This window comes from Achromobacter sp., from assembly GCF_032102605.1.
Taxonomy (GTDB): Bacteria; Pseudomonadota; Gammaproteobacteria; order Burkholderiales; family Burkholderiaceae_B; genus Achromobacter.
On sequence record NZ_DAMDGT010000002.1, the window covers coordinates 209,567 to 232,533 of the forward strand.

General features: G+C 65.5%; 21 protein-coding genes and 1 tRNA gene. 10 read left to right on the forward strand and 12 right to left on the reverse strand.

What is annotated here, in order from left to right; translation table 11 throughout:
- Nucleotides 1-104 precede the first annotated feature (104 nt).
- Both RT614_RS05615 and RT614_RS05620 read right to left on the reverse strand, forming a co-directional pair.
- A complete protein-coding gene (locus RT614_RS05615; RefSeq protein WP_313620874.1) occupies nt 105-263 on the reverse strand; it encodes a hypothetical protein in 159 nt (52 codons plus the stop codon).
- 19 nt (nt 264-282) lie between these two features.
- Nucleotides 283-1,482, reverse strand: a complete 1,200-nt coding sequence (locus tag RT614_RS05620; RefSeq protein ID WP_313620875.1) for an MFS transporter — start codon at nt 1,480-1,482, stop codon at nt 283-285.
- Nucleotides 1,483-1,834: 352 nt separating this feature from the next.
- On the opposite strand from RT614_RS05620, the gene RT614_RS05625 reads away from it, so the two are divergent.
- Together RT614_RS05625 and pbpG are read left to right on the forward strand one after the other, a co-directional pair.
- Nucleotides 1,835-1,909 (forward strand) — tRNA-Arg (locus RT614_RS05625).
- A gap of 310 nt (nt 1,910-2,219) precedes the next feature.
- Nucleotides 2,220-3,416 (forward strand): D-alanyl-D-alanine endopeptidase, encoded by a 1,197-nt coding sequence (pbpG, locus tag RT614_RS05630; protein WP_313620876.1) that lies wholly within the window; start codon nt 2,220-2,222, stop codon nt 3,414-3,416.
- Nucleotides 3,417-3,488: 72 nt separating this feature from the next.
- On the opposite strand, the gene RT614_RS05635 is transcribed toward pbpG, so the two are convergent.
- Complete coding sequence (locus RT614_RS05635) at nt 3,489-3,875, reverse strand: ribbon-helix-helix domain-containing protein (protein WP_313620878.1); 387 nt, start codon at nt 3,873-3,875, stop codon at nt 3,489-3,491.
- A 248-nt stretch (nt 3,876-4,123) separates the two neighbouring features.
- Here RT614_RS05635 and adhP point away from each other — a divergent pair, with 248 nt between their 5' ends.
- Nucleotides 4,124-5,149, forward strand: coding sequence for an alcohol dehydrogenase AdhP (gene adhP, locus RT614_RS05640; protein ID WP_313620879.1), 1,026 nt, complete (start codon nt 4,124-4,126; stop codon nt 5,147-5,149).
- A 119-nt stretch (nt 5,150-5,268) separates the two neighbouring features.
- Here adhP and RT614_RS05645 read toward each other — a convergent pair whose 3' ends face one another.
- From RT614_RS05645 to RT614_RS05660, 4 genes are all read right to left on the reverse strand, one after another.
- Nucleotides 5,269-5,847 (reverse strand): DJ-1/PfpI family protein, encoded by a 579-nt coding sequence (locus tag RT614_RS05645; RefSeq protein ID WP_056326776.1) that lies wholly within the window; start codon nt 5,845-5,847, stop codon nt 5,269-5,271.
- A 123-nt stretch (nt 5,848-5,970) separates the two neighbouring features.
- Entirely contained in the window at nt 5,971-6,459 is a 489-nt protein-coding gene (gene ybaK, locus RT614_RS05650; RefSeq protein WP_313620881.1) for a Cys-tRNA(Pro) deacylase, read from the reverse strand.
- A gap of 36 nt (nt 6,460-6,495) precedes the next feature.
- A complete protein-coding gene (xerD, locus tag RT614_RS05655; RefSeq protein WP_313620883.1) occupies nt 6,496-7,479 on the reverse strand; it encodes a site-specific tyrosine recombinase XerD in 984 nt (327 codons plus the stop codon).
- 9 nt (nt 7,480-7,488) lie between these two features.
- Nucleotides 7,489-8,415, reverse strand: coding sequence for a LysR substrate-binding domain-containing protein (locus tag RT614_RS05660; protein WP_313620884.1), 927 nt, complete (start codon nt 8,413-8,415; stop codon nt 7,489-7,491).
- 166 nt (nt 8,416-8,581) lie between these two features.
- Between RT614_RS05660 and RT614_RS05665 the strand changes: the two genes are divergently transcribed.
- Both RT614_RS05665 and RT614_RS05670 read left to right on the forward strand, forming a co-directional pair.
- On the forward strand, nt 8,582-10,264 hold the full coding sequence (locus RT614_RS05665; protein WP_313620886.1) for a thiamine pyrophosphate-binding protein: 1,683 nt from the start codon (nt 8,582-8,584) through the stop codon (nt 10,262-10,264).
- 129 nt (nt 10,265-10,393) lie between these two features.
- Entirely contained in the window at nt 10,394-11,587 is a 1,194-nt protein-coding gene (locus tag RT614_RS05670; protein ID WP_056326766.1) for an acyl-CoA dehydrogenase, read from the forward strand.
- A gap of 111 nt (nt 11,588-11,698) precedes the next feature.
- On the opposite strand, the gene RT614_RS05675 is transcribed toward RT614_RS05670, so the two are convergent.
- The 5 genes from RT614_RS05675 to RT614_RS05695 all read right to left on the reverse strand — a co-directional run bounded on the left by RT614_RS05675 (nt 11,699) and on the right by RT614_RS05695 (nt 17,693).
- Nucleotides 11,699-12,142 (reverse strand): MaoC family dehydratase, encoded by a 444-nt coding sequence (locus RT614_RS05675; protein ID WP_313620887.1) that lies wholly within the window; start codon nt 12,140-12,142, stop codon nt 11,699-11,701.
- Nucleotides 12,143-12,211: 69 nt separating this feature from the next.
- Nucleotides 12,212-13,450, reverse strand: coding sequence for a benzoyl-CoA 2,3-epoxidase subunit BoxA (gene boxA, locus RT614_RS05680; protein WP_313620888.1), 1,239 nt, complete (start codon nt 13,448-13,450; stop codon nt 12,212-12,214).
- A 30-nt stretch (nt 13,451-13,480) separates the two neighbouring features.
- Nucleotides 13,481-14,908 carry a benzoyl-CoA 2,3-epoxidase subunit BoxB gene (gene boxB / locus RT614_RS05685; RefSeq protein WP_313620889.1) on the reverse strand — a complete coding sequence of 476 codons (1,428 nt, stop codon included), beginning with the start codon at nt 14,906-14,908 and terminating at the stop codon, nt 13,481-13,483.
- 24 nt (nt 14,909-14,932) lie between these two features.
- Nucleotides 14,933-16,591, reverse strand: coding sequence for a 2,3-epoxybenzoyl-CoA dihydrolase (gene boxC, locus RT614_RS05690; RefSeq protein WP_313620890.1), 1,659 nt, complete (start codon nt 16,589-16,591; stop codon nt 14,933-14,935).
- Between the two features lie 193 nt (nt 16,592-16,784).
- Complete coding sequence (locus RT614_RS05695) at nt 16,785-17,693, reverse strand: helix-turn-helix transcriptional regulator (RefSeq protein ID WP_313620892.1); 909 nt, start codon at nt 17,691-17,693, stop codon at nt 16,785-16,787.
- A gap of 177 nt (nt 17,694-17,870) precedes the next feature.
- Here RT614_RS05695 and RT614_RS05700 point away from each other — a divergent pair, with 177 nt between their 5' ends.
- The 5 genes from RT614_RS05700 (at nt 17,871) to RT614_RS05720 (ending at nt 22,930) form a co-directional block, all read left to right on the forward strand.
- Nucleotides 17,871-18,344 carry a DUF4863 family protein gene (locus tag RT614_RS05700; protein ID WP_313620894.1) on the forward strand — a complete coding sequence of 158 codons (474 nt, stop codon included), beginning with the start codon at nt 17,871-17,873 and terminating at the stop codon, nt 18,342-18,344.
- Nucleotides 18,345-18,423: 79 nt separating this feature from the next.
- A complete protein-coding gene (locus RT614_RS05705; protein ID WP_313620895.1) occupies nt 18,424-19,983 on the forward strand; it encodes a benzoate-CoA ligase family protein in 1,560 nt (519 codons plus the stop codon).
- Complete coding sequence (locus RT614_RS05710) at nt 19,980-20,801, forward strand: alpha/beta fold hydrolase (protein ID WP_409558427.1); 822 nt, start codon at nt 19,980-19,982, stop codon at nt 20,799-20,801. The genes RT614_RS05705 and RT614_RS05710 overlap by 4 nt, the downstream gene beginning before the upstream one ends.
- Nucleotides 20,802-20,856: 55 nt before the next feature.
- A complete protein-coding gene (locus tag RT614_RS05715) occupies nt 20,857-22,017 on the forward strand; it encodes an ABC transporter substrate-binding protein (RefSeq protein WP_313620897.1) in 1,161 nt (386 codons plus the stop codon).
- A gap of 31 nt (nt 22,018-22,048) precedes the next feature.
- Nucleotides 22,049-22,930 (forward strand): branched-chain amino acid ABC transporter permease, encoded by an 882-nt coding sequence (locus RT614_RS05720; protein WP_313620898.1) that lies wholly within the window; start codon nt 22,049-22,051, stop codon nt 22,928-22,930.
- Nucleotides 22,931-22,967: the final 37 nt, after the last annotated feature.

The following is a 22,967-nucleotide window of genomic DNA, read 5'->3' on the forward strand; positions in this document are numbered from 1 at the left end:
GTAGGATACCCCGACCCGGCCCGCCAGTGCGGCGGCTGCGCGCCTATTTGCCACTCTGGGGAAGGAGGCTCACACCACGATATCGGACCCGTCCGAAATCCCGACTAAAAGCCGCACAGCGCGGCAAGGTTTTCCCAGTGGACGCTCATCTCGGGCGACAGATATCCCCAGAACGCCAGCCCCAGCACCGCCGACAGGGCGATGGCGCCCAACAGCCGCCAGGTGGTTTGGCGGCGACGTACAGGTGGGGCGGGTAGCGGCATTTGCGGCATCCTTGGCGCGTCAGGCCGGCGCCGGTTGGGCGACGGGCTGCTCACGCACAGGCAAGCACAACAACGCCGCGATGACGGCCAGCGCGACGCCGAGCCACCAGACCAGATCGTAGCTTCCGGTTTTGGCGTAGGCATAGCCGCCCAGCCAGACTCCGATGAAGCTGCCAAGCTGATGGCCCAGGAACACGATGCCCGACAGCGTGGCCGCGTAGCGCAGGCCGTAGATCTGTCCGATGAGGCCCTGCGTCAGCGGCACGGTTCCCAGCCAAAACAGGCCCATCCATGCCGCGAACGCGTAAAGCACCCACGGCGACAGCGGCATCCACAGCAGCAGCAGGATGCCGAATGCGCGCATGAAGTACACCACGGCCAGGAGTCGCTTCTTGCTGTATTTCCCGCCCAGCTTGCCGGCGTAGAACGAGCCCAGAACGTTGAACAGCCCGATCAGCGCGATGGCGGTTGCGCCTTGGCCGGCCGTCAGCCCGCCGTCCGATACGTAGGCGGGCAGGTGCAGCGTGATGAAGGCGGTGTGGAAGCCACAGACGAAGTAGCTCCAGAACAGGAAGTGAAAAGACGGATGCCGCACGGCCTGTTTGACGGCCGTGGCCAACGACTGCTGCGGACCGGTGTGCGCTTGCGGCCGGCCGCGCAGGAAATACGCCAACGGCGCGCCGCAGGCCACAAAGAGAGACAGCACCCACAGGGCTCCCGTCCAGTCCAGGCCGCTGATCAGCATCTGGCCCGTCGGCACCACGGCAAACTGGCCCAGCGAACCACCCGCGCTGGCGATGCCCATCGCCGTGCTGCGGTAGGCCGACGGGACCGATCGCGCCACGACGGGGAGGATGACCGGGAAGGTAGTGCCCGCCTGGCCCAAGCCGACCAGCACGCCCGCGGTCAGGTACAGCGTGGCCTCGTCGGTGGCGAAGCGGGTGCCGATCAGTCCAAGCATGTACAGCAGAGCGCCCAGCGCAATGGTGCGACCGGAACCGTAGCGGTCGGCCAGTATGCCCATGAAAATACAGGCGACGCCCCACACCAGGTTCTGCAGGGCGAACGCCATGGAAAATACTTCGCGGCTCCAGCCGTGGGCCAGGCCCATCGGCTGCATGAACAGCCCGAAAGTGGCGCGCACGCCCATGGCAAGCAGCACGACCAGGGTGCCCAGGGCAATGGTGCGCGCGGAAATCGTATCGGTTTGGCTAGACATGAAACCCGTGTCTGGTTGTTTTTTGGGTTTGCGTCCCCTCCTCGGGACGGTCCGGCGCAAACGCCAGGACCAAAACATCATATACAAGTCCGTGAAACGCCCTGCGAATACCCCCGCCGGCACAGTGTGCATCGCCTACGCGGCGCGAAATCAGACCAAGGCGTGGGCCTACTGGATTTGGGCCTTGCCCCGCCTGCTGATAGACTTGCGTCCTGCTTCGAACCCTGCGGCCGCGGTGCTAAACTTTGGCTCGCAAGATTCGCAGCATTATCAAGGCCTTATTGGGAAAGTGCGCCGCTGCGGCGCCCTCCAGCCCGCTCCCGTGGCGGGCCTCGCCCACCGCCTCGAACAGCTCGCCGTAGTTAAATGGATATAACCGGCCCCTCCTAAGGGTCAATTGGTGGTTCGATTCCACCCGGCGAGGCCAACCGACGGCCTCGGCTTTCTCCGCCGCCTCCCCCCCAAAAAACTCGCACGTTCAGCCAGATGAGGGTTAATCCGGGCTACGCTCATGCGCGCCGCGCGGTTAGCTTCTCGAATCGCGACATGTGACTAATTGCTGCCGTCAATGCGTCACTTATATTTTTTTAAGTAAACCACGCGAATCGCCTTGCGCAGCACTTGAAATTGCTGTTTAAATTCGACGCGTAAGCCCATAATTCATCTGGACTTTTCCTGATCCGACGAAACGCCGGCTTAAGAAATATTTGTTCACAGACCGACAAGCCTGCTCAACCATGGCCTTTTCCTGGACACGTGCTTTTGCCAAAGCCATAGCGCCTGCCGCCCTGGCGGTGTGTGCGCTCCTGCCCCTTGGGGCGCAAGCAGCCAAGAATTCCGATCCTTGCAAGACCAACGCCAAGTCGTCGGCCTGCAAGGCGCAACAAGCCAAGAAAGCTCCGGCGCCGAAAGCCGGTTCCGGCAAGAGCGCCGCCGCCAAACAGGCTGCTCCCTCTGCCAAGAAGGCTCCGCCCAAATCCTCTTCCGGCAAGAAAGCCGCCTCGCCCAAGGGCGGCAAACAGGTCGCCGCCAAAGGCACGCCGCCCAAGAAGGGCGCGGCCGGCAAGGGTGGCAAGGCGGACAAAGCGGATAAGGCGCGCGGCCGGCGCGTCGCCGCCGCTGCCGCCAGCGCAGCGATGCCTCCGCCCGCCGCCTCCGCACGGGCCGAAGCCGCCGCCCTGCGGTCCAGCACCGCGTACGTGCAGGATCTGGAAACGTCCACGGTCATCTTCGCCAAGAACGAAAACGTCGTGCGCCCCATCGCTTCGATCTCGAAGCTGATGACCGCCGTCGTCGTCGTGGACGCCAACCTGCCCATGGACGAAATGCTCGAGATCACCGACGACGACGTCGACGAACTCAAGCACACAACGTCTCGGCTGCGCGTGGGCACGAAGCTGTCGCGCGGCGACATGCTGCACCTGGCGCTGATGTCTTCCGAGAACCGCGCCGCCAACGCGCTGGGCCGCCACTATCCGGGCGGCCTTCCCGCTTTCGTGGCCGCCATGAACGCCAAGGCGCAATCGCTGGGCATGACCAGCACGCGCTTCATCGAGCCCACGGGCCTGTCCAGCAACAACGTGTCGTCGCCCCACGATCTGGCGCGCCTGCTGCGCGCCGCCTCGCAGCGCCCGCTGATCCACCGCTACTCCACCGACACGGAGTACGAGGTCGAGATCAACAACCGCACGCAGACGTTCCGCAACACCAACCTGCTGGTGCGCAAGCCCGATTGGGACATCAAGGTTTCCAAGACCGGCTATATCAATGAAGCGGGCGAATGCCTGGTGATGCTGGCGCGCATCAATGGCCGCGATCTGGCCATCGTGCTGTTGGACTCGCAGGGCAAGCTGTCCCGCATCGGCGACGCCGTGCGCATCCGCCGCATCGTGCAAAGCGAAGTGGCGCTGGCGTCGATCGCCTCCGGCGGCTGATCCCCGCGCGTGCAACACGCGGCAAACGAAAAAGGCCCGATCGCATCGGGCCTGTTTAATGGGCGCCTGCCGTTACGCCGCCCGGCGTTTCGCGGGCAGCGGCTGCGCGTCGCACAGCGATGGCGGCAGGCCGTCCAGGACCGCGCGCGCATTGAGCGAGCCGATGGGCACCCGGGCGTCCAGCGGTATGCGGCCTTCGGCCTGCAGCAGCTGATAGCGCAGGCAGCACACGCGCAGGAAGGACGTGAAGTTGGCGACTTCGCCGCGGTATTCAACCAGTTCGTCGTACAGGCGTTCGATCAGCTGCGTCACGCGCATGCCGTCGCGTCCCGCGATTTCTTCGAGCACCTGCCAGAACAGGTGCTCGAGCCGCAGGCTGGTCGCCACGCCGTGCAGGCGCAGTGAACGGGTTTCCGAGGCATACGATTGCTCGCTGGCCCGAATGAAGATTTCGCACATGGCAGCTCCAGGGACATCGGCCGGGTGCCCGCCGTGGCGGGCGCGATTCACTGTACGATGTTTGTCGCGGCACCCGCAATACACCGCTTGGGTCGGGCATGTTCCGTCCCCTACGCTGCGCACGCCGCACCTGTCTGAAACCAGACGTTTTTCCGTTGACGACCCGCTTGAGCCCATTGATTTAGATCATGGCCTTGAACGCCCATGCGTTCGAGCATAGTGAGACTCATCAGACTTCGGAGGTAACGATGGACACGACCATGAAGGCCGCAGTTGCACGCGCATTCGGCAAACCCCTGGCAATCGAAGAAGTCCCCGTGCCGCGCCCGGGTCCGGGCGAACTCCTCGTAAAGATCGCCGCCTGCGGCGTCTGCCACACCGACCTGCACGCCGTTGAAGGCGACTGGCCCGTCAAACCCAATCCCCCGTTCATTCCCGGCCACGAAGGCGTCGGCCACGTCGTCGCCGTGGGCGCGGGCGTCACCCACGTCAAGGAAGGCGACCGCGTGGGCATCCCCTGGCTGTATTCGGCCTGCGGCCATTGCGAACACTGCCTGGGCGGCTGGGAAACCCTGTGCGAACAGCAGCAGAACACGGGTTATTCCGTCAACGGCGGCTTCGCCGAATACGCGCTGGCTGCCGCAGACTATGCCGGCCTCTTGCCCAAGAATGTTGGTTTCGTCGACGTAGCCCCGGTTCTGTGCGCGGGCGTCACGGTGTACAAGGGCCTGAAGATGACGGACACCCGTCCGGGCAACTGGGTGGTCATTTCGGGCATCGGCGGCCTGGGTCACATGGCTGTGCAATATGCCAAGGCCATGGGCCTGAACGTTGCGGCCGTGGACGTCGACGACGCCAAGCTGGACTTTGCCCGCCGCCTGGGTGCGGAGGTCACCGTCAACGCGATGACCACCGACCCGGCCGCCTACCTGAAACGCGAAATCGGCGGCGCGCACGGCGCGCTGATCACGGCCGTGTCGCCCAAGGCCTTCGAACAGGCATTGGGCATGGTGCGCCGCGGCGGCACGATTTCCCTGAACGGTTTGCCACCCGGCGATTTTCCCCTGTCGATCTTCGACATGGTGCTGAACGGCGTGACGGTGCGCGGCTCCATCGTGGGGTCGCGGCTTGACCTGCAGGAATCCCTGCAGTTCGCCGAAGAGGGCAAGGTCCACGCCACGGTCGCCACGGAAACCCTCGAGAACATCAACACCGTGTTCGACCGCATGAAGAAGGGTCAGATCGAAGGCCGCATCGTTCTCGACTTCGCCTGACCTTCGCTTGACTGTTATCGGCCGCGATCATCATCGGCGGCCGATCATCAACAACGAAAACGACACGCCGGGGCAGCGAGGGCTGTCCCGGCGTGTCTTGTTTTGCGAACTGCCGCGCGTCAGGGGGTGATCTTCGTGCCCAATACCGCCAGGAACTGCGCCATCCACGCAGGATGAGCGGGCCAGGCCGGCGCCGACACCAGATTGCCGTCCGTATAGGCCTGGTCGACCGCGATCTCTGCGTATGTGCCGCCCGCCAATCGAACTTCAGGCGCGCAAGCAGGATAGGCCGAGCACGTGCGGCCCTTCAGTACGCCGGCCGCCGCCAGAATCTGCGCGCCGTGGCATACGGCGGCGATCGGCTTGTTGGCCTTGTCGAACTCGCGCACGATATCCAGCACTTTTTCGTTCAGGCGCAGGTATTCCGGCGCGCGTCCGCCCGGGATCACCAGCCCGTCATAGGACGAGGGCTCGACGCGGTCGAAGTCGTAGTTCAGCGTGAAGTTGTGGCCGCGCTTTTCCGTGTAGGTCTGCGCGCCCTCGAAATCATGGATGGACGTGGCCACGGTGTCGCCGGCTTTCTTGTCGGGGCAGACCGCATGCACCGTGTGGCCTACCGTCAGCAGCGTCTGGAACGGCACCATGGTCTCGTAGTCTTCGGCGTAGTCGCCGACTAGCATCAACAGCCTTTTGCTCATGATTGTCTCCTTGGGATGAGGGTGGCGCCCGGTTGTCAGCCCATACGCCGGGCTCCGGTTCTTGGTCTTCTTGTCCCATTGTGCCCGCCGAGCCAGCGGGCTTGGTGGTAGCGGGATACCGCCCTATTCCAGCGCCACCGTCACCGGACGTGCGCCCAGCAGATCCACCAGCACCTTGGGATCGATACCCACCAGGTAGCCGCGCCGTCCGCCGTTGATGTAGACCACGGGATATTCCAGCACCTCGGCCTCGACCCATACAGGCATCTTCTTGCGGGTGCCAAAGGGCGACGTGCCCCCCACCTGATAGCCGGAATGGCGCTGCGCCACTTCGGGCTTGCAGGGCTCGACCTTTTTCAAGCCGGCCTGGCGGGCCAGGTTTTTCGTCGAGACCTCGCGGTCGCCATGCATGACCACGATGAGCGGCTTGGCCGATTCGTCTTCCATCACCAGCGTCTTCACGACAGCGTGCGGGTCCAGACCCAACTGGCGCGCGGCTTCGCCCGCGCCGCCGTGGTCGACGTAGTCGTAGGTGTGTTCGGTGTAGGCCACTTTGTTCTGCTTCAGGACCTGGGTGGCGGGTGTCTCGGAAACGTGGCGGGCTTTGCTCATGGGAATGCCGGTTCGAATGGGAATAAGGACGGGGCGCTAGCCGCGCGGATGATGCGCCGCATGCAACGCCTTCAGGCGCTCGCGCGCCACGTGCGTATAGATCTGCGTGGTGGAAATGTCCGCATGGCCCAACAGCATCTGCACCACGCGCAGATCCGCGCCATGGTTCAAGAGGTGCGTGGCGAAGGCGTGGCGCAACACGTGCGGCGACAAAGGCGCATGCACGCCGGCCAGCACGGCATATTTCTTGACCAGCTGCCAGAACGCCTGGCGCGACATCGCCTCGGCGCGGCCCGTGATGAACAGCGCATCGCTGACGCGTCCGGCGGCCAGCTCGGGGCGGGCGGTGGCCAGGTATTGCGCGATCCAGTGCGCCGCCTCGGCGCCCAGCGGCACCAGGCGGTCCTTGCCGCCCTTGCCCTGCACCACGCGCACCACGCCTTCGTTCAAGCTGACGTCCAGCGCGCGCACGCCCACCAGTTCGGACACGCGCAAGCCGGTGGCGTACAGCGTCTCGAGCATGGCGCGGTCGCGCAGGCCGCGCGGCTGGCTTGCGTCCGGGGCGCGCAGCAAGGCGTCCACCTGCTGCTCGGACAACGTCTTGGGCATCCGCGGTGGCTGTTTGGCGGCGACCAGCGTCAGGCAGGGATCGCGCTCGGCGCGGTGCTCGCGCAGCGCCCATGCGTAAAAGCGTCGCAGCGCGGCGAGCCGGCGGTTGGCCGTGGTGGCGCGGGTTTCCTCGTGGCGGAAGGCAAACCAGGCTTCGATGTCCGCCTTCTGCGCTTCGGACAGCGATTTGGCGGGCCCCGCGGGCAACGTCTGGACGTGAGCGGCGTCGCCGTAGCGATCGGCCATTTCCAGCGCGTAGGCCTGCGGATCTTCCAGCCAGCGCGCGAAGCCGGTCAGGTCGCGGCGGTACGCGGCCAGCGTGTTGGCCGACAGGCCGTCTTCGAGCCAGACGGCGTCGATGAATGCGTCGATATCGGGTTGGGAAGCAAGCGGCTGGCGGGCGGTGGACATGGCAGGATTCTACGGCTCGGCGCGGCCGGCAAGGCGTTCGCCCACGCCCGCAACCGTTGATTTGAGCCAGGATTCAAACAGCTTGAGCGCGTCGGACCGTTCGCTGCGCTGCGGATAACCGAAGTAATAACCCTGGCTGACGGCCAGGGACTGCGGCACCGGCATCGCCAACGTGCCCTGGTCCAGCGCGGGTTGCGCCAGGAAGCGAGGCATCAGGCCAACGCCCAGCCCTGCCTGCACGGCCGCCATCACCATGGTGAAAAGTTCATAGCGCGGACCGCCCGCGGCCTGCGGGCCATACAGGGAGCCATTGGCCGTGTACCACTGGCGCCAGGCGTCCGGCCGCGAGGCCAGGTGCAGATGGGTCATGCCGGATAGCGCGCTCTCGCCCTGTTCCGCGACGCGCGCTGCGAGTTCAAGGGCGCAGACCGGCACCAGTTCCCGCTCGGGAAACAGCAATCCGCCCTGCGTGCCGGGCCAGAGCCCGTCCCCGTGATAAAGCGCCCCATCGAAGGGTTGGTCCTTGAATTGGAACGGCAGGGTGCGCACGGACAGGCTGACGGTGATATCGCCATGTTCGCGCTGGAAATCCGCCAGGCGCGGGATCAGCCAGGTCGTCGCCAGGGTGGGCACCACGGCGATGTGGATGCTGCGGCCCATGCCGGTCCGGCTGACCAGGCCGAACGTGTCCTTTTCGATCTGATCCAGATGGTGACGGATGCGGCCGGCATACTCGGCCCCGTGGTCGGTCAGCGCGATACGGCGCCGCACCCGGGTGAACAGCTGGACGCCCAGGCGGGCCTCGAGGCTGGCGACCTGCCGATAGACCGCGCTGTGCGTCAGGGACAGTTCCTCGGCCGCGCGCGAAAAACTGCCCAGCCGGGCGGATGCCTCGAACGCCTGCAGCGCGCTTAGATTGGGGATGCCGTTTCTCATGGAGGGGAGCCGCCTGGAAAGCCGTGTCGGCGGGCGCGCGGGATGATGCGGCGCACCAGACGGCACGTGCCGGTGGATCAACAGAATGTGCAATTTTATCAATTGCGTTGTGCGCCCAGGGAACATATGCTCGGGAGTCCTAACCTAGGCTAACCACGACACCACCATGCCTCAGCAAGATTCCCGCCTTGGCGGTCACATTCTGGTCGACCAACTGGTCGCCCAGGGCGTCAAACATGTATTTTGTGTCCCCGGCGAAAGCTATCTGGCGGTGCTGGACGGCCTGCACGACGCCGACATCAAGGTCACGGTGTGCCGCCAGGAAGGCGGCGCGGCCATGATGGCCGACGCCCATGGCAAGCTGACGGGCGAGCCCGGCATCTGCATGGTGACGCGCGGCCCCGGCGCCTCCAACGCGCTGGCGGGCGTGCATATCTCGAAGCAGGACTCCACGCCGATGATCCTGTTCGTCGGCCAGATCGAACGCGGCATGCGCGAGCGCGAAGCTTTCCAGGAAATGGATTACCGCGCCGTCTTCGGCACGCAGGCCAAGTGGGTCACCGAGATCGACCAGGTCGAACGCATCCCCGAGCTGATCTCGCGAGCCTTCCACATCGCCACGTCCGGCCGCCCGGGCCCGGTCGTCATCGCGCTGCCTGAAGACATGCTGGTCGAAGCCGCCAAGGTGGCCGACGCCCCGCGCTACGAAGTGATCGAATCCGCCCCCACGGCCGGCCAGCTCGCCGACCTGGAAAAGCTGCTTGCCGACGCCAAGAACCCGGTCGCCATCCTGGGCGGCGCCCGCTGGGACGCACGCGTCGTCCAGCAGTTCGCCGACTTCGCGCAGCGTCATGCGCTGCCGACCGCGGTGTCGTTCCGCCGCCAGATGCTGTTTCCGGCCGACCACCCCTGCTTCATCGGCGACGTCGGCCTGGGCATCAACCCGGCGTTGCTCAAGCGCGTGGCCGACGCCGACCTGATCCTGCTGGTCGGCGGCCGCATGTCCGAAAACCCCAGCCAGGCCTATACGCTGCTGGACATTCCGGTTCCTAAGCAAAAGCTGGTGCACGTGCACCCCGACACCGCCGAACTGGGCCGGGTCTACCGCCCCACCCTGTCGATCAACACGTCGCCCGCTGCCTTCGCCGCGTCATTGGCTGGCCTGAAGGCGCCGGCCAAGCCCGCGTGGGCCGAAGGCACGAAGGCGATGCGCGAGTCCTACCTGAAGTGGAGCGACCCGGAAAGCATCACCACCCCGGGCGCCCTGCAAATGGGCCAGGTCATGGCCTACCTGGAAAAGAACCTGCCGGCGGACGCCATCATGACCAACGGCGCGGGCAACTACGCCACGTGGCTGCACCGCTTCCACCGGTTCACCCGCTACGGCACGCAGTTGGCGCCCACCTCGGGCTCCATGGGCTACGGCCTGCCCGCCGCAGTGGGCGCCAAGCGCGTGTGGCCCGACAAGACCGTCGTGTGCTTCGCGGGCGACGGCTGCTTCCTGATGCACGGCCAGGAATTCGCCACCGCGGTGCAGTACGACCTGCCCATCATCGTGGTCCTGGTCGACAACGGCATGTACGGCACGATCCGCATGCACCAGGAAAAGCACTACCCGGGCCGCATTTCCGCGACCCAGCTCAAGAATCCGGATTTCGCCGACTACGCCCGGGCCTTCGGCGGCCACGGCGAACGCGTCGAGACCACGGAACAGTTCGGCCCGGCCTTTGAACGGGCCCTGGCCAGCGGCAAGCCGGCGATCCTGCACTGCTTCATCGACCCGGAAACCATCAGCCCGTCCACGACCCTCGAAAAGATCCGCGAGGCCGCGCTCAAGGCCCAGCACTGACCCCACTGGGTGGCACATCCCGGCGGCGCGCCCAGGCGCGTCGCCGTGCAAACCCCAACTTGCCGCCCGAATTATTTTAAGTTTAAACTTTCTAGATTCCGATCACGGAAATCCATAGCGGAGACCAGCATGTCCTCGAACCCCTCATTCCACTGGCAAGACCCCCTGTTGCTGGACCAGCAACTGACTGAAGAAGAACGCATGGTGCGCGACGCCGCCTATGCCTACTCGCAGGACAAGCTGGCTCCGCGCGTCCTGAACGCCTTCCGCAACGAGAAGACCGATCCGGAAATCTTCTCCGAAATGGGCGAGCTCGGCCTCCTGGGCGCCACCATCCCCGTCGAATACGGCGGCGCCGGCCTGAACTACGTCAGCTACGGCCTGATCGCCCGCGAAGTCGAACGCGTCGACTCCGGCTACCGTTCGATGATGAGCGTGCAGTCGTCGCTGGTGATGGTTCCCATCAACGAATTCGGCAGCGAAGAGCAGAAGAAGAAGTACCTGCCCAAGCTGGCGCGCGGCGAATGGATCGGCTGCTTCGGCCTGACCGAACCCAACCACGGTTCCGACCCCAACGGCATGGAAACCCGCGCCGTCAAGACGGCCGACGGCTACAAGCTGTCCGGCAACAAGATGTGGATCACCAACTCGCCGATCGCTGACGTGTTCGTGGTGTGGGCCAAGTGCGTCGGCGGCGACTTCGACGGCAAGATCCGCGGCTTCATCCTGGAAAAGGGCATGAAGGGCCTGTCGGCTCCCGCCATCCACGGCAAGGTCGGCCTGCGCGCGTCGATCACCGGTGAAATCGTCATGGACGAAGTGGAAGTGTCCGCCGACCAGATGATGCCCGGCGTTTCCGGCCTGAAGGGTCCGTTCACCTGCCTGAACTCCGCCCGCTACGGCATCGCCTGGGGCGCCGTCGGCGCCGCCGAAGCCTGCTGGCACACCGCCCGCCAGTACACCCTGGACCGCAAGCAGTTCGGCCGCCCCCTGGCCGCCAACCAGCTCATCCAGAAGAAGCTGGCCGACATGCAGACCGAAATCACGCTGGCGCTGCAAGGCTGCCTGCGCCTGGGCCGCATGAAGGACGAAGGCACCGCCGCCGTCGAGATCACCTCGATCATGAAGCGCAATTCCTGCGGCAAGGCGCTGGACATCGCCCGCCTGGCCCGCGACATGCTGGGCGGCAACGGCATCTCCGACGAATTCGGCGTGGCCCGCCACCTGGTGAACCTGGAAGTGGTCAACACCTACGAAGGCACCCACGACGTGCACGCCCTGATCCTGGGCCGCGCACAGACCGGCATCCAGGCGTTCTATTGATCGCCTGCCTGCCATAGGCAACAAGGCCGCCCGGTTGGGCGGCCTTTTTTCATGGGCGCGGGCGATCGGCAAACAGGTCGATCAGCCACGACATCAGGCGTTCACGCGCGCCTAGTTGTTGCCCGACAGATCGAACAGACTCGTCGCATCCATTTCCAGCACGCTTTCTTCGTGCTGGTTCACGACCGTCCAGGCCCAGTTGATGATGCCCAGGTCCGGACGCGACGCCGAGTGGCGCGCGCCTTGCACGCGCGCGTGCAGGTGCAGCGTGTCGCCGGGGCGCACCGGCGTGCGCCAGCGGACTTCGCCCAGGCCGGGGGAACCGAAGGATTCGGAATCATGCAGGGCGGCGTCGACGGCCATGCGCATCGCCAGTGCGCAGGTGTGCCAGCCGCTGGCGATCAGTCCGCCCCAGCGCCCTTCCGCGGCGCGTTGCGGATCGGTATGGAACCATTGCGGATCGTACTTGCGGGCAAACTCCAGGATCTCTGCTTCGGTGACCTTGATCGGCCCCGCCTTGATCACCATGCCATCCTTGAATTCCGCGAATTTCATTTTTCTTTTCCCCTGCAAACGAAACCGGCGCGCCCAGGCGCGCCGTTCGTCACGCTTGTGTTGTTGGAGTCAGTAGGTCTCGAAGTGCAGCCGGCCTTCGCGGCGCAGCGCTTCGTGCAGAATAGACCAATCCTTGCCGGACTGCACCACCACGTCCTGCAATGCGTCCAGGACGCCCACTTCCATGCCTTTCAGGCCGCAGACGTAGATGCACGTATTGCGGTCGGCCAGCAGATCGCGCACGTCGGCCGCCCGTTCGCGGATCAGGTCCTGCACGTAGCGCTTGGGCTGGCCGGCTTCGCGCGACAGCGCCAGGTTGATGTCGATGAAATCGCGCGGCAGCTTCATCAGCGGTCCGAAGTACGGCAGCTCGCGTTCGGTGCGCGCGCCGAAAAACAGCATGAGTTTGCCGATGTCGCCCGTGCCGAGCAGGCGCCGGCTGCGCTCGGTCATGGCGCGCATGGGCGCCGAACCCGTCCCCGTGCAGATCATGATGAGGTTGGCCCGTGGATGGTTGGGCATGAGGAAGGTGTGGCCGAAGGGGCCGATCACCTGCACGGTGTCGTTCCTGGCTAGGTCGCACAGGTAGTTGGAGCAGACGCCATGCGCCGCCGCGCCGCCATGGTCCTGCGTGACGCGTTTCACGGTCAGCGACAGATTGTTGTAGCCCGCGCGTTCCCCATCGCGCGGACTGGCCAGCGAATACTGGCGGGCGTAATGCGGCCTGCCCTGCGCGTCCGTGCCCGGCGGCAGGATGCCGATGGACTGGCCTTCCAGCACGGGAAAGGGTTGTTCGCCAAAATCCAGCACGATGTGATGGATGTCGCTTTCGGTATCTGCGCCCGTCACGCGATAGTTGCCGACCACCGTCGCCGTAACGGGCGTCTTGTGCGTGTACAGGTTGACGTAGGGATGCGCCGCCGACCACGGCGGCACCGACGCACCGGAGGCCACGGGCGCCGCCGCCACCCCCGGCACGGATGCATCGGCCGGCGCGAGCAGCACGGGCTCTGCCGCAGTATCCGCCGGCAGGACTTTTTCACCCGGCAGCTCCTCCCAACCCAACTGATCCTGCACCGAATAGGCCTCGGCCCGCACCACCAGCCGCCAGTTGTCGATGGAGCCCGTGGGGCAAGGCGGCACGCAGGCCATGCAGCCGTTGCAGATCTCGGGATCCACGACGTAGTTGTTGGAGTCGTGGGTGATCGCGTCGACCGGACAGGTCTCTTCGCACGTATTGCAGCGGATGCAGATCTCGGGGTCGATCAGGTGCTGCTTCAGGACTTCCACGGGTAACGGGGCGTTCATCGCCAGCCTCCCTGCGCGGGCGCGCGGCCTTCAGTTGAAACGGACGTAGTCGAAGTTCACGGGCTGGCGGTTAATGCCCATGACCGGCGGCGCGATCCAGTTGGCGAACTTGCCGGGTTCGGTGACGCGGCCCATCAACGACGCGACGAACGCGCGGTCCTCGGGCGTGGGCAGCCACTTGTGCTGGTTGGCCTGCCATTGCGCTTCGGACAGGATCTCGCCTTCAGGCGACATGCGGATGCCGGCCAGCGTGCCGATCTGGCGGTTGAAGGCCTTGTGCGGCACCTGCAGCCGGAAGGGAATGCCGCTCTTTTCGATGACCTTGTTCCAGCGGCCGATGCCCGCCACCGAATCGCGGATGAAGTCGTCGCGCAGCACTTCATTCAGCGCGTTGAGCATCGGCACCTCGGTTTCGTTGAGCTTGCCGTTGTTGACGCTCAGCACGCGGTAGGTGTCGTTCTTCAGCTGATGGTCGTCGGTGCGCTTGCTTTCTTCGTAGCGCCCTTTCAGGCCCGAACCGTAGAAAATGGCGGCGTTGGACGACTGGTCCGCGCCGAAGAGGTCGATGGTGACGCTGTAGTGGAAGTTCAGATAGCGCTGGATGGTGGGCAGATCGATCACGCCGGCCGCGCGCACGGATTCGGGGTCGTCGGTCTTCAGCTGGTTCATCACTTCGCACGTGCGCTGGATGACGCGCGAAATGCCGGATTCGCCCACGAACATGTGGTGCGCTTCTTCGGTCAGCATGAACTTCGTGGTGCGCGCCAGGGGGTCGAAGCTGGATTCCGCCAGCGCGCACAGCTGGAACTTGCCGTCGCGGTCGGTGAAGTACGTGAACATGTAGAACGCCAGCCAATCGGGCGTCTTCTCGTTGAACGCCCCCAGGATGCGCGGATTGTCCGAATCGCCGGAACTGCGCTGCAACAGCGCGTCGGCTTCCTCGCGCCCGTCGCGCCCGAAATACCGGTGCAGCAGGTACACCATGGCCCACAGGTGGCGGCCTTCTTCGACGTTGATCTGGAACAGGTTGCGCAGGTCGTACTGCGACGGCGCGGTCAGGCCCAGGTGGCGCTGCTGCTCGATCGACGCGGGCTCGGTGTCGCCCTGCGTGACGATGATGCGGCGCAGATTCGCGCGGTGTTCGCCCGGCACGTCCTGCCAGACGTCGCGGCCCATGTTTTCGCCGAAGTGGATCTTGCGCTGGCCATCCAGCGGCGCCAGGAAGATGCCCCAGCGGTAATCGGGCATGCGCACGTGATTGAAGTGCGCCCAGCCGTCGGGCTCGACGCTGACCGCCGTGCGCAGGTAGACGTCGAAACCGTGCGAACCGTCAGGCCCCATGTCCTGCCACCACTGCAGGTAGTTGGGCTGCCAATGTTCCAGCGCGCGCTGCAACGTGCGGTCGCCGGACAGGTTGACGTTATTGGGAATCTTGTCGGTGTAGTTGATGCCTGACATTGTCTCTGCTCCTGTTCTTGGGCCTTAAACGCGGTTCCAGTCGAATGCCGCCTGCTCGCCCTTGCCGTACAGCTTGAGCGCGCCCTTGTCGCCCGCCGCGTTGGGGCGGTTGAAAATCCAGTTCTGCCAGGCCGTCAGCCGGCCGAAGATGCGGGTCTCCATGGTTTCCTGGCCGCCGAACCGCAAGTTGGCTTCCAGCCCGGTCAGCGCATCGGGCGACAGCGCTCGGCGCTCTTCCAGCACCATCCGCACCTCGTCGTCCCAGTCGATGCTGTCCGGCGCATAGGTGACCAGCCCCAGTTCCAGCGCGTCGGCGGCCGACAGGCTTTGACCCGCCTGCGCGCGCACGGCCTCAAGCGGGGTGACCTCTTCGTAGAATCGCCGCTGCAGGCGGCTCTGGCCGTTGACGAGCGGATAGGCGCCAAAGTTGCGCTCTCCGACCACGATGCGCGCCGGCTCGGCCGCGTCCTCGTCGTCCAGCATGTAGCTGCGATCGGCCGCCAAAGCCAGCTCCAGCAACGTCCCGGCAAAGCACGAGCCCGGTTCGATCAGCGCAAACAGGCTGCGCGACGTCACGTCCAGGCGCGCCAGCGTGCGACGCAGCATGCCGGCGGTCTCGCGCACGAACCAGTGGCCCGCATGGCGCTGCAACGCGGCGTCCGCCGCCAGCACGGCTTGCGGATCGCCCTCGGTCTTGATGATCCAGGTGCCGATGTCGAGTTCATTCGTGCGCATGGAAAGGATGGCGTCGTCGAGTTCCCGCGCCATCTGCAACGGCCACCAGCCGGCGCCGGCCGCAACGATGTCCTGGAGTTCCGTTTCCACCGTCCCCTGCGGCGCGCGCACGATCCAGGTGGCCTGCCGCTTGTCGCGGTCCAGTTGCACGTCTACGTAGCGGTACGACAGGCCGTCGGCGGTTTCGGTGCGCTCCAGCGGCGTCAGGGCCACGCCCTGCTCTCCGGCCGGACGGTCGCTGTCTTGCGCCAACGCCAGTGCGCGCTCGCGGACCTCGGCCTCGAAGCGCGCGGGCTTGACCACGTCGTCAACCAGCCGCCAGTCCTTGGCGCGCTGGCCGCGTACGCCTTCGACCAGCGTGCAGAAGATATCGGCGTGGTCGTGGCGCACACGGCGCTTGTCCGTGACGCGGGTCAGCCCGCCGGTGCCGGGCAGCACACCCAGCAACGGCACTTCGGGCAGCGCGACGGATGACGAGCGGTCATCGATCAGCAGGATCTCGTCGCAGGCCAACGCCAGTTCGTAGCCGCCGCCCGCGCACGCGCCGTTCAGGGCGGCGATGAACTTCAGCCCGCCATGGCGGCTGGAATCTTCGATGCCGTTGCGGGTTTCATTGGTGAATTTGCAGAAGTTCACCTTCCAGGCGTGGGTGGACAGCCCCAGCATGAAGATATTGGCGCCCGAACAGAAGATCCGGTCTTTCATGCTGGTGACGACCACGCTGCGCACCTCGGGGTGCTCGAAGCGGATGCGTTGCAGGGCGTCGTGCAGTTCGATGTCCACGCCCAGGTCGTAGGAGTTCAGCTTGAGCTTGTAGCCGGGGCGCAGCCCGCCGTCCTCGGCCACGTCCATGGCCAGCGTCGCGACCGGACCATCGAATGCCAGGCGCCAATGCCGATACTGGGCGGGCTCCGTCCGGAAATCGACTCTGTTGATGGAGCTGCTCATAGTGTGTCTCCTCCTACGCCCTGTGCTTGACAGGAAAAATACTGCACCACATGAATTATTGTGCAGATTAGTGCAGAAGAAAAACACCGTCAAGCGGAAGATGCAGAAAAGTGCAGGTTCGCCCCCGTCCGTTCAGGCAACAAAAAGGCCGCCCTCAGGCGGCCATGCACGTCGACAACTCGGGTAGCACTGCCTATAAAGGCAGTCCGCAAGCCTTGCGCACCTGCGTACGCAGTCCGGCAAAGCTTTCCGAGACTTCCAGGTTGCTGGTCACCCAGGTCAGGTCCGCCTTGGCATAGAAGGCCTCGCGCCCGGCAAGGATCCGCTTCAGGTCGGCCATGGCCTCGTTGTTGCCCGACATGGGACGGAAGTCGCCCTGCGCCATGACGCGCCCCATGTGTTCCTCGGGGGTGGCGCGCAGCCACACCGTATAGCAGTGCGTCAGCAGCAGGTTCAGGGTGGCCGGTTCCGACACCAGGCCGCCGGGCGTGGCCAGCACCATTTCCGGGTAGATCTGCACCGCCTCTTCCAGCGCGCGCCGTTCATAGCGGCGATAGGCGTTGGGCCCGTACAGGTTATGGATTTCCAGGATGCCGCAGCCCGCCACGCGCTCGATCTCGCGGTTCAGCTCGACGAAGGGGTAGCCCAGGTCGTCGGCCAGCATCTGGCCCAGCGTGGACTTGCCCGCGCCGCGCAGCCCGATAAGCGCGACCTGCTGAGTCCGGTTGGGCCGCTGCGCGCCCGCCCCGACGCCGAACAATTGCGTCAGCGCTTCGCGCGCCCGCTGCAGGTCGGATTCCGTGCGGCCGCTGAGCAGTTCGCGGATCAGCAGCCAGTCGGGAGATTCCGTGGTCACGTCGCCGACCAGCTCGGCCAGCGCGCAATTGAACGCCCGGGCGATCTGCAGCAGCACCAGGATGGAGGCGTTGCCCACGCCGTGCTCAAGATTGGCCAGATGGCGCTCGGACACGCCGGTTGCCTGGGACAGCCCCTTGCGCGTCATGCCGCGTATGGCGCGAAGGCGGCGCACGCGCTCGCCCAGCGCCACCAGAAAGACCTCGCGTCCGGGCTCGATAGGCGCCGCATCTAGCGCTTGATTCATGGTTCAACTGACTCCGCAAATACCCTGATTACCGCTCTTTTATGCACTATAGTGCTTGACCCAGGTCAAAGGAAGCACTATTTTTCCATCACGCAAGTCCAAAGCCGTTCAGGTGCAAAAAAACAGCAGTCGATTTCATCGACTTCTGAAGCGCCGACAGTGTAAAGGAGCCGCCCGGTGAGCACGCTAGACCAATTCCATGCCCTGATGCGCGACGTGACGCGCCTGATGGCCGGCCAGCCGCTGGACGCGGCGCTTCAGACGCGTCTGAATGACGAGGCCGGTCCGCAAAGCGCCTTGTTCCAGGACATCTTCACGGCCTGTAGGCAGGGAGTGGCTGACGGGTGGATGTGCAACCGCGAAGGCGGCGGCATCCGTTACGGCCGCGTGATCAAGCCCGCACCCGATCTGGAGGGCTGTTCGGTGGACGTCGTCGACATGGATGACCTGGCAGGCCCCCACCACGCGCACCCCAACGGCGAGATCGACATGATCATGCCGCTGACCGATGACGCCCGCTTCGACGGCCACGGCGCCGGCTGGCTGGTCTATGGGCCGGGATCCAGCCATCGCCCCACCGTGTCGCGCGGGCGCGCCCTCGTGCTCTACCTGTTGCCCGGCGGCGCCATCGAATTCACGCGCCCCGGCTAGCGCCGACCCGCAGGCCGCCCTGCCGCCAAAAAATAAAACAGGCACGGCATCCACCCCACCAGGACATATGGAGACAACCGTGAACACCTGCCCCACCGAACTCAATTTCGCCAGTCACCTGGCCGCGCTGAATGCGCCGCGCGCGGCCAAGCCGGCCTACATCGACGACACGCGTCAGCTGACATACGGCGAACTGGCCGAGCGGGTGGCTCGCATGGCCGGCGCCCTGAGCAAACTGGGCCTGCGCCGTGAAGAACGCATCCTGCTGTTGATGCAGGACACGGCCGACTGGCCGGTCGTATTCCTGGGCGCGCTGCACGCCGGCGTGGTGCCGGTGGCCGTGAACACCCTGCTTACCGCCGACGACTATGCCTACATCATTGCGCACAGCCGGGTCAGCGCCGTCTTCGTATCGGGCGCCTTGCTGCCGGTGTTGCAGACCGCCCTGGCGCAAGCGCAGGCCGACGTCGAACACCTGGTCGTGTCGCAGCCTGCCGCGCCCTTGCCCGCGTCAGCCCGAGAATTTGAATCCCTGCTGGCGGACGCCCCGCTTGTCCCCGCCGCGCGCACCCTGTCGGACGAGATCGCCTTCTGGCTGTATTCGTCCGGCTCCACGGGCAAGCCCAAGGGCGTGGTCCATACCCACGGCAACCTCTGGCACACGGCCGAGCTCTACGCCAAGCCGGTGCTGGGCATCCGGGAAAGCGACGTGGTGTTTTCCGCCGCGAAGCTGTTCTTCGCCTACGGCCTGGGCAACGGCCTGACCTTTCCGCTATCGGTGGGCGCCACCGTCGTCCTGATGGCCGAGCGCCCCACGCCGCAAGCCGTATTCCAGCGCCTGGTCCGGCACCGTCCCACCGTGTTCTACGGCGTGCCGACGCTGTACGCCAGCATGCTGGCCTCGCCAGATTTGCCCCCACGCGAGCAGGTGGCGATGCGGATCTGCACGTCGGCGGGCGAAGCCCTGCCCCGCGATATCGGCGAACGCTTCACGCGCCACTTCGGCTGTGAAATCCTGGACGGCATCGGCTCGACCGAGATGCTGCACATCTTCATTTCCAACCGGTCTGGCCAGTTGCGCTACGGCACCACGGGCATGCCCGTGCCGGGCTACGAGGTGCAGCTGCGGGACGACAACGGCACGCCCGTTGCGCCTGGCGCCATCGGCGATCTCTATATCAAGGGCCCGAGCGCCGCGTTGATGTACTGGAACAACCGCGACAAGACGCGGCAGTGCTTTCTGGGCGACTGGCTCAAGAGCGGCGATAAGTACGTCTGCGATCCGGACGGCTACTACACCTATGCCGGCCGCAGCGACGACATGATCAAGGTCAGCGGGCAGTATGTCTCGCCGGTCGAAGTCGAGAACATCCTGATCCAGCACGAAGCCGTGCTGGAGGCGGCTGTGATCGGCGTGCCGGACCATGACGGCCTGGTCAAGACCAAGGCGTATGTCGTGCTTCGCGACGGCTTCGAGCCCGATGACCGGACCGGCGCCGCCTTGCAGCAGTATGTGAAGCAGCATCTGGCGCCGTTCAAGTATCCGCGCCAGATCAATTTCCTGGATGAGCTGCCCAAGACCGCCACGGGCAAGATACAGCGGTTCCGCTTGCGGGCGCTGGAAGAGGCGGCGCTATGACCACGGCCGCCATGGACGACGTCGTGTACCCGACGATCCACGCGCGGGGTCGCGACATGCGACTGGAATGCCAGTGGATTGCGCCGGAGCGCAACGCGCCGCTCGTGGTCTTCCTGCACGAAGGACTGGGGTCGGTGTCGATGTGGAAAGACTGGCCACGCCGCGTCTGCGACGAGGCCGGCTGCCGGGGGCTTGTGTATTCGCGATATGGCTACGGCCGGTCGACGGCGCGGCCGCTGCGCGAGGAATGGCCCGTGGATTTCATGCATCAAGAGGCGCAAGAGGCGCTGCCCGCGCTGCTGAAAGCGCTGGGCGTGGATGCGCGCACCGACAAGCCGGTGCTGTTCGGCCATAGCGACGGCGGCTCGATCGCGCTGCTCTATGCCGCGATGCATCCCGACGCCGTCGCCGGCGTCGTGGCCGCCGCGCCGCACATCTTCGTCGAAGACGTTTCCGTGTCCAGCATCGGCATGGCGCGGCAAGCGTATGTGGAATCGGACCTGCGCGCCCGCCTTGGCCGCCACCACCACGACGTGGATTCCGCATTCTGGGGCTGGAACGACATCTGGCTGAAGCCGGCCTTCCGCGCCTGGAACATCGAAGACTACCTGAGCCGCATCGCCTGTCCCGTGCTTGCCATCCAGGGCGTGGACGACGAATACGGCACGCTTGCGCAGGTGCGCGGCATCCGCCGTCGCGCGCCGCAGACTGAACTGCTGGAGATCCCGGACTGCGGCCATTCGCCACACCGGGATCAACCCGCCACCGTTGTCCAGGCCGTCGCCCGCTTTGTCGGCGCGCTGGGAAAACCCGGTTGACCAAGGGCCCGCAGCCAGGCCCGGCGTCCGCCCATAACAAGCACGGAGACAAACCATGAATCACGCCCTGACCCGGGCTGCGCTGGCCGCAGCTCTCACCCTCGCCGCAAGCGGCGCGCAGGCCGCCGACAAGCTCAAGGTCGGCTTCATGCTGCCGTACAGCGGGACTTTCGCCGCGCTGGGCAACGCCATCGAGAACGGCTTCAAGCTGTATGTGGCCGAACAGGGCGGCAAGCTGGGCGGGCGCGAGATCGAATACTTCAAGGTGGACGACGAGTCCAACCCGGCCAAGGCGGCCGAAAACGCGAACCGGCTCATCAAGCGCGACCAGGTGGATGTCCTGATCGGCACGGTGCACTCGGGCGTGGCGATGGCGCTGGCCAAGGCCGCCAAGGACGCCGACACCACGCTGATCGTGACGAACGCCGGAGCCAACGCCATCACCGGCCCGCTGTGCGGCCCCGGCATCTTCCGCACGTCGTTCACCAACTGGCAGCCGGCGTACGCGATGGGTCCGGTGGCTTACGCCAAAGGCCACAAGACGGCCGTGACCATCACATGGAAATACGCGGCGGGCGACGAGGCCATCGGCGGCTTCAAGGAGGGCTTCGAGAAAGCGGGCGGCAAGGTCGTGCGCGAACTGAGCCTGCCGTTTCCCAACGTGGAATTCCAGTCGCTGCTGACGGAAATCGCCGCGCTCAAGCCCGACATGGTCTTCACGTTCTTTGCGGGCGGCGGCGCCGTGAAATTCGTGCAGGACTATCACGCGGCCGGCCTGGACAAGACGATCCCGCTGTACGGCTCGGGCTTCCTGACCGACGGCACGCTGCAGGCCCAGGGCGCATCGGCGCAGGGGCTGCTGACCACCCTGCACTATGCCGACGGGCTGAATACGCCGCGCGACAACGCCTTCCGCGCCGACTACGCCAAGGCGTACAAGGTGCAGCCGGACGTGTACGCGGTGCAAGGCTATGACGCGGCCCAGCTGATGCAATCGGGCCTGACGGCGGTCAAGGGGGATTTCGCCAAGAAGGACGACTTCCGGCGCGCCATGCGCACCGCCACCGTGGACAGCCCGCGCGGCCCGTTCACGCTGTCGTCGGCAGGCAACCCGGTGCAGGACATCTACCTGCGCCGCGTCGACGGCCTGGAGAACAAGGTCGTCGAGGTCGCCGTGCAGAAGCTGGCCGACCCCGCCCGCGGCTGCAAGCTGTAGCCGCCGCACCGCATCCGCAACGGGAGGCCCCATGGACATCAGCATCCTGCTCATCCAAAGCCTGAACGCATTCCAGTATGGCTTGCTGCTGTTCCTGGTGGCCAGCGGGCTCACGCTCATCTTCGGGATCATGGGCATCATCAACCTGGCCCACGGCAGCTTCTACATGATCGGCGCCTACATGGCGTTCGCGCTGGGCCCGGTGGTCGACCGCTGGCTGGGCGGCGGATTCCTGGCGACGCTGGCCGTGTGCGTGCTGGCGGCCGGCGTGCTGGGCTATCTGCTGGAAGCGGCGTTCTTCAGTTATCTGTACAAGCGCAATCACTTGCAGCAGGTGCTGATGACCTACGGGCTGATCCTGGTGTTCGAGGAGCTGCGCAGCATCCTCGTGGGCAATGACGTGCATGGCGTGCCGCTGCCCGCGTGGCTGCAAGGCAGCATCCCGCTGGGCGGCGTCATGACCTACCCCGTCTACCGGTTGTTCATCTCGGCCGTGGGCATCGCCGTCGCGCTGCTGCTGTACTGGGTGATCTCACGCACACGGCTAGGCATGATGCTGCGCGCCGGCGCCAGCAACCGCGAAATGATCGGGTCGCTGGGCATCGACATCAACAAGCTCTACCGGCTGGTGTTCGCGGCGGGCGTGGCGCTGGCGGCCCTTGCGGGCAGCATCGCGGCGCCTGTCTCATCCGTCTATCCGGGCATGGGCAATGGCGTGCTCATCATCTGTTTCGTGGTGGTGGTGATCGGCGGCATCGGCTCGATCCGCGGCGCGTTCCTGGCCGCGATGCTGGTGGGCTTTGCCGAGACTTTCGGCCAGGTGCTCTTTCCGGCGGCCGCAGGCGTCCTGGTGTACCTGCTGATGGCCGTCATTCTTCTTTGCAAGCCCGAAGGGCTGTTCAAACAGGGCTAGGGCCTGTTGACACGAAAGGGACCCTCGCATGCGCACG

Coding starts and splice junctions, on each gene's coding strand:
- RT614_RS05615 (WP_313620874.1), bottom strand. CDS start 263: ATGCCGCTACCCGCCCCACCTGTACGTCGCCGCCAAACCACCTGGCGG.
- RT614_RS05620 (WP_313620875.1), bottom strand. CDS start 1,482: ATGTCTAGCCAAACCGATACGATTTCCGCGCGCACCATTGCCCTGGGC.
- pbpG (WP_313620876.1), top strand. CDS start 2,220: ATGGCCTTTTCCTGGACACGTGCTTTTGCCAAAGCCATAGCGCCTGCC.
- RT614_RS05635 (WP_313620878.1), bottom strand. CDS start 3,875: ATGTGCGAAATCTTCATTCGGGCCAGCGAGCAATCGTATGCCTCGGAA.
- adhP (WP_313620879.1), top strand. CDS start 4,124: ATGGACACGACCATGAAGGCCGCAGTTGCACGCGCATTCGGCAAACCC.
- RT614_RS05645 (WP_056326776.1), bottom strand. CDS start 5,847: ATGAGCAAAAGGCTGTTGATGCTAGTCGGCGACTACGCCGAAGACTAC.
- ybaK (WP_313620881.1), bottom strand. CDS start 6,459: ATGAGCAAAGCCCGCCACGTTTCCGAGACACCCGCCACCCAGGTCCTG.
- xerD (WP_313620883.1), bottom strand. CDS start 7,479: ATGTCCACCGCCCGCCAGCCGCTTGCTTCCCAACCCGATATCGACGCA.
- RT614_RS05660 (WP_313620884.1), bottom strand. CDS start 8,415: ATGAGAAACGGCATCCCCAATCTAAGCGCGCTGCAGGCGTTCGAGGCA.
- RT614_RS05665 (WP_313620886.1), top strand. CDS start 8,582: ATGCCTCAGCAAGATTCCCGCCTTGGCGGTCACATTCTGGTCGACCAA.
- RT614_RS05670 (WP_056326766.1), top strand. CDS start 10,394: ATGTCCTCGAACCCCTCATTCCACTGGCAAGACCCCCTGTTGCTGGAC.
- RT614_RS05675 (WP_313620887.1), bottom strand. CDS start 12,142: ATGAAATTCGCGGAATTCAAGGATGGCATGGTGATCAAGGCGGGGCCG.
- boxA (WP_313620888.1), bottom strand. CDS start 13,450: ATGAACGCCCCGTTACCCGTGGAAGTCCTGAAGCAGCACCTGATCGAC.
- boxB (WP_313620889.1), bottom strand. CDS start 14,908: ATGTCAGGCATCAACTACACCGACAAGATTCCCAATAACGTCAACCTG.
- boxC (WP_313620890.1), bottom strand. CDS start 16,591: ATGAGCAGCTCCATCAACAGAGTCGATTTCCGGACGGAGCCCGCCCAG.
- RT614_RS05695 (WP_313620892.1), bottom strand. CDS start 17,693: ATGAATCAAGCGCTAGATGCGGCGCCTATCGAGCCCGGACGCGAGGTC.
- RT614_RS05710 (WP_409558427.1), top strand. CDS start 19,980: ATGACCACGGCCGCCATGGACGACGTCGTGTACCCGACGATCCACGCG.
- RT614_RS05715 (WP_313620897.1), top strand. CDS start 20,857: ATGAATCACGCCCTGACCCGGGCTGCGCTGGCCGCAGCTCTCACCCTC.
- RT614_RS05720 (WP_313620898.1), top strand. CDS start 22,049: ATGGACATCAGCATCCTGCTCATCCAAAGCCTGAACGCATTCCAGTAT.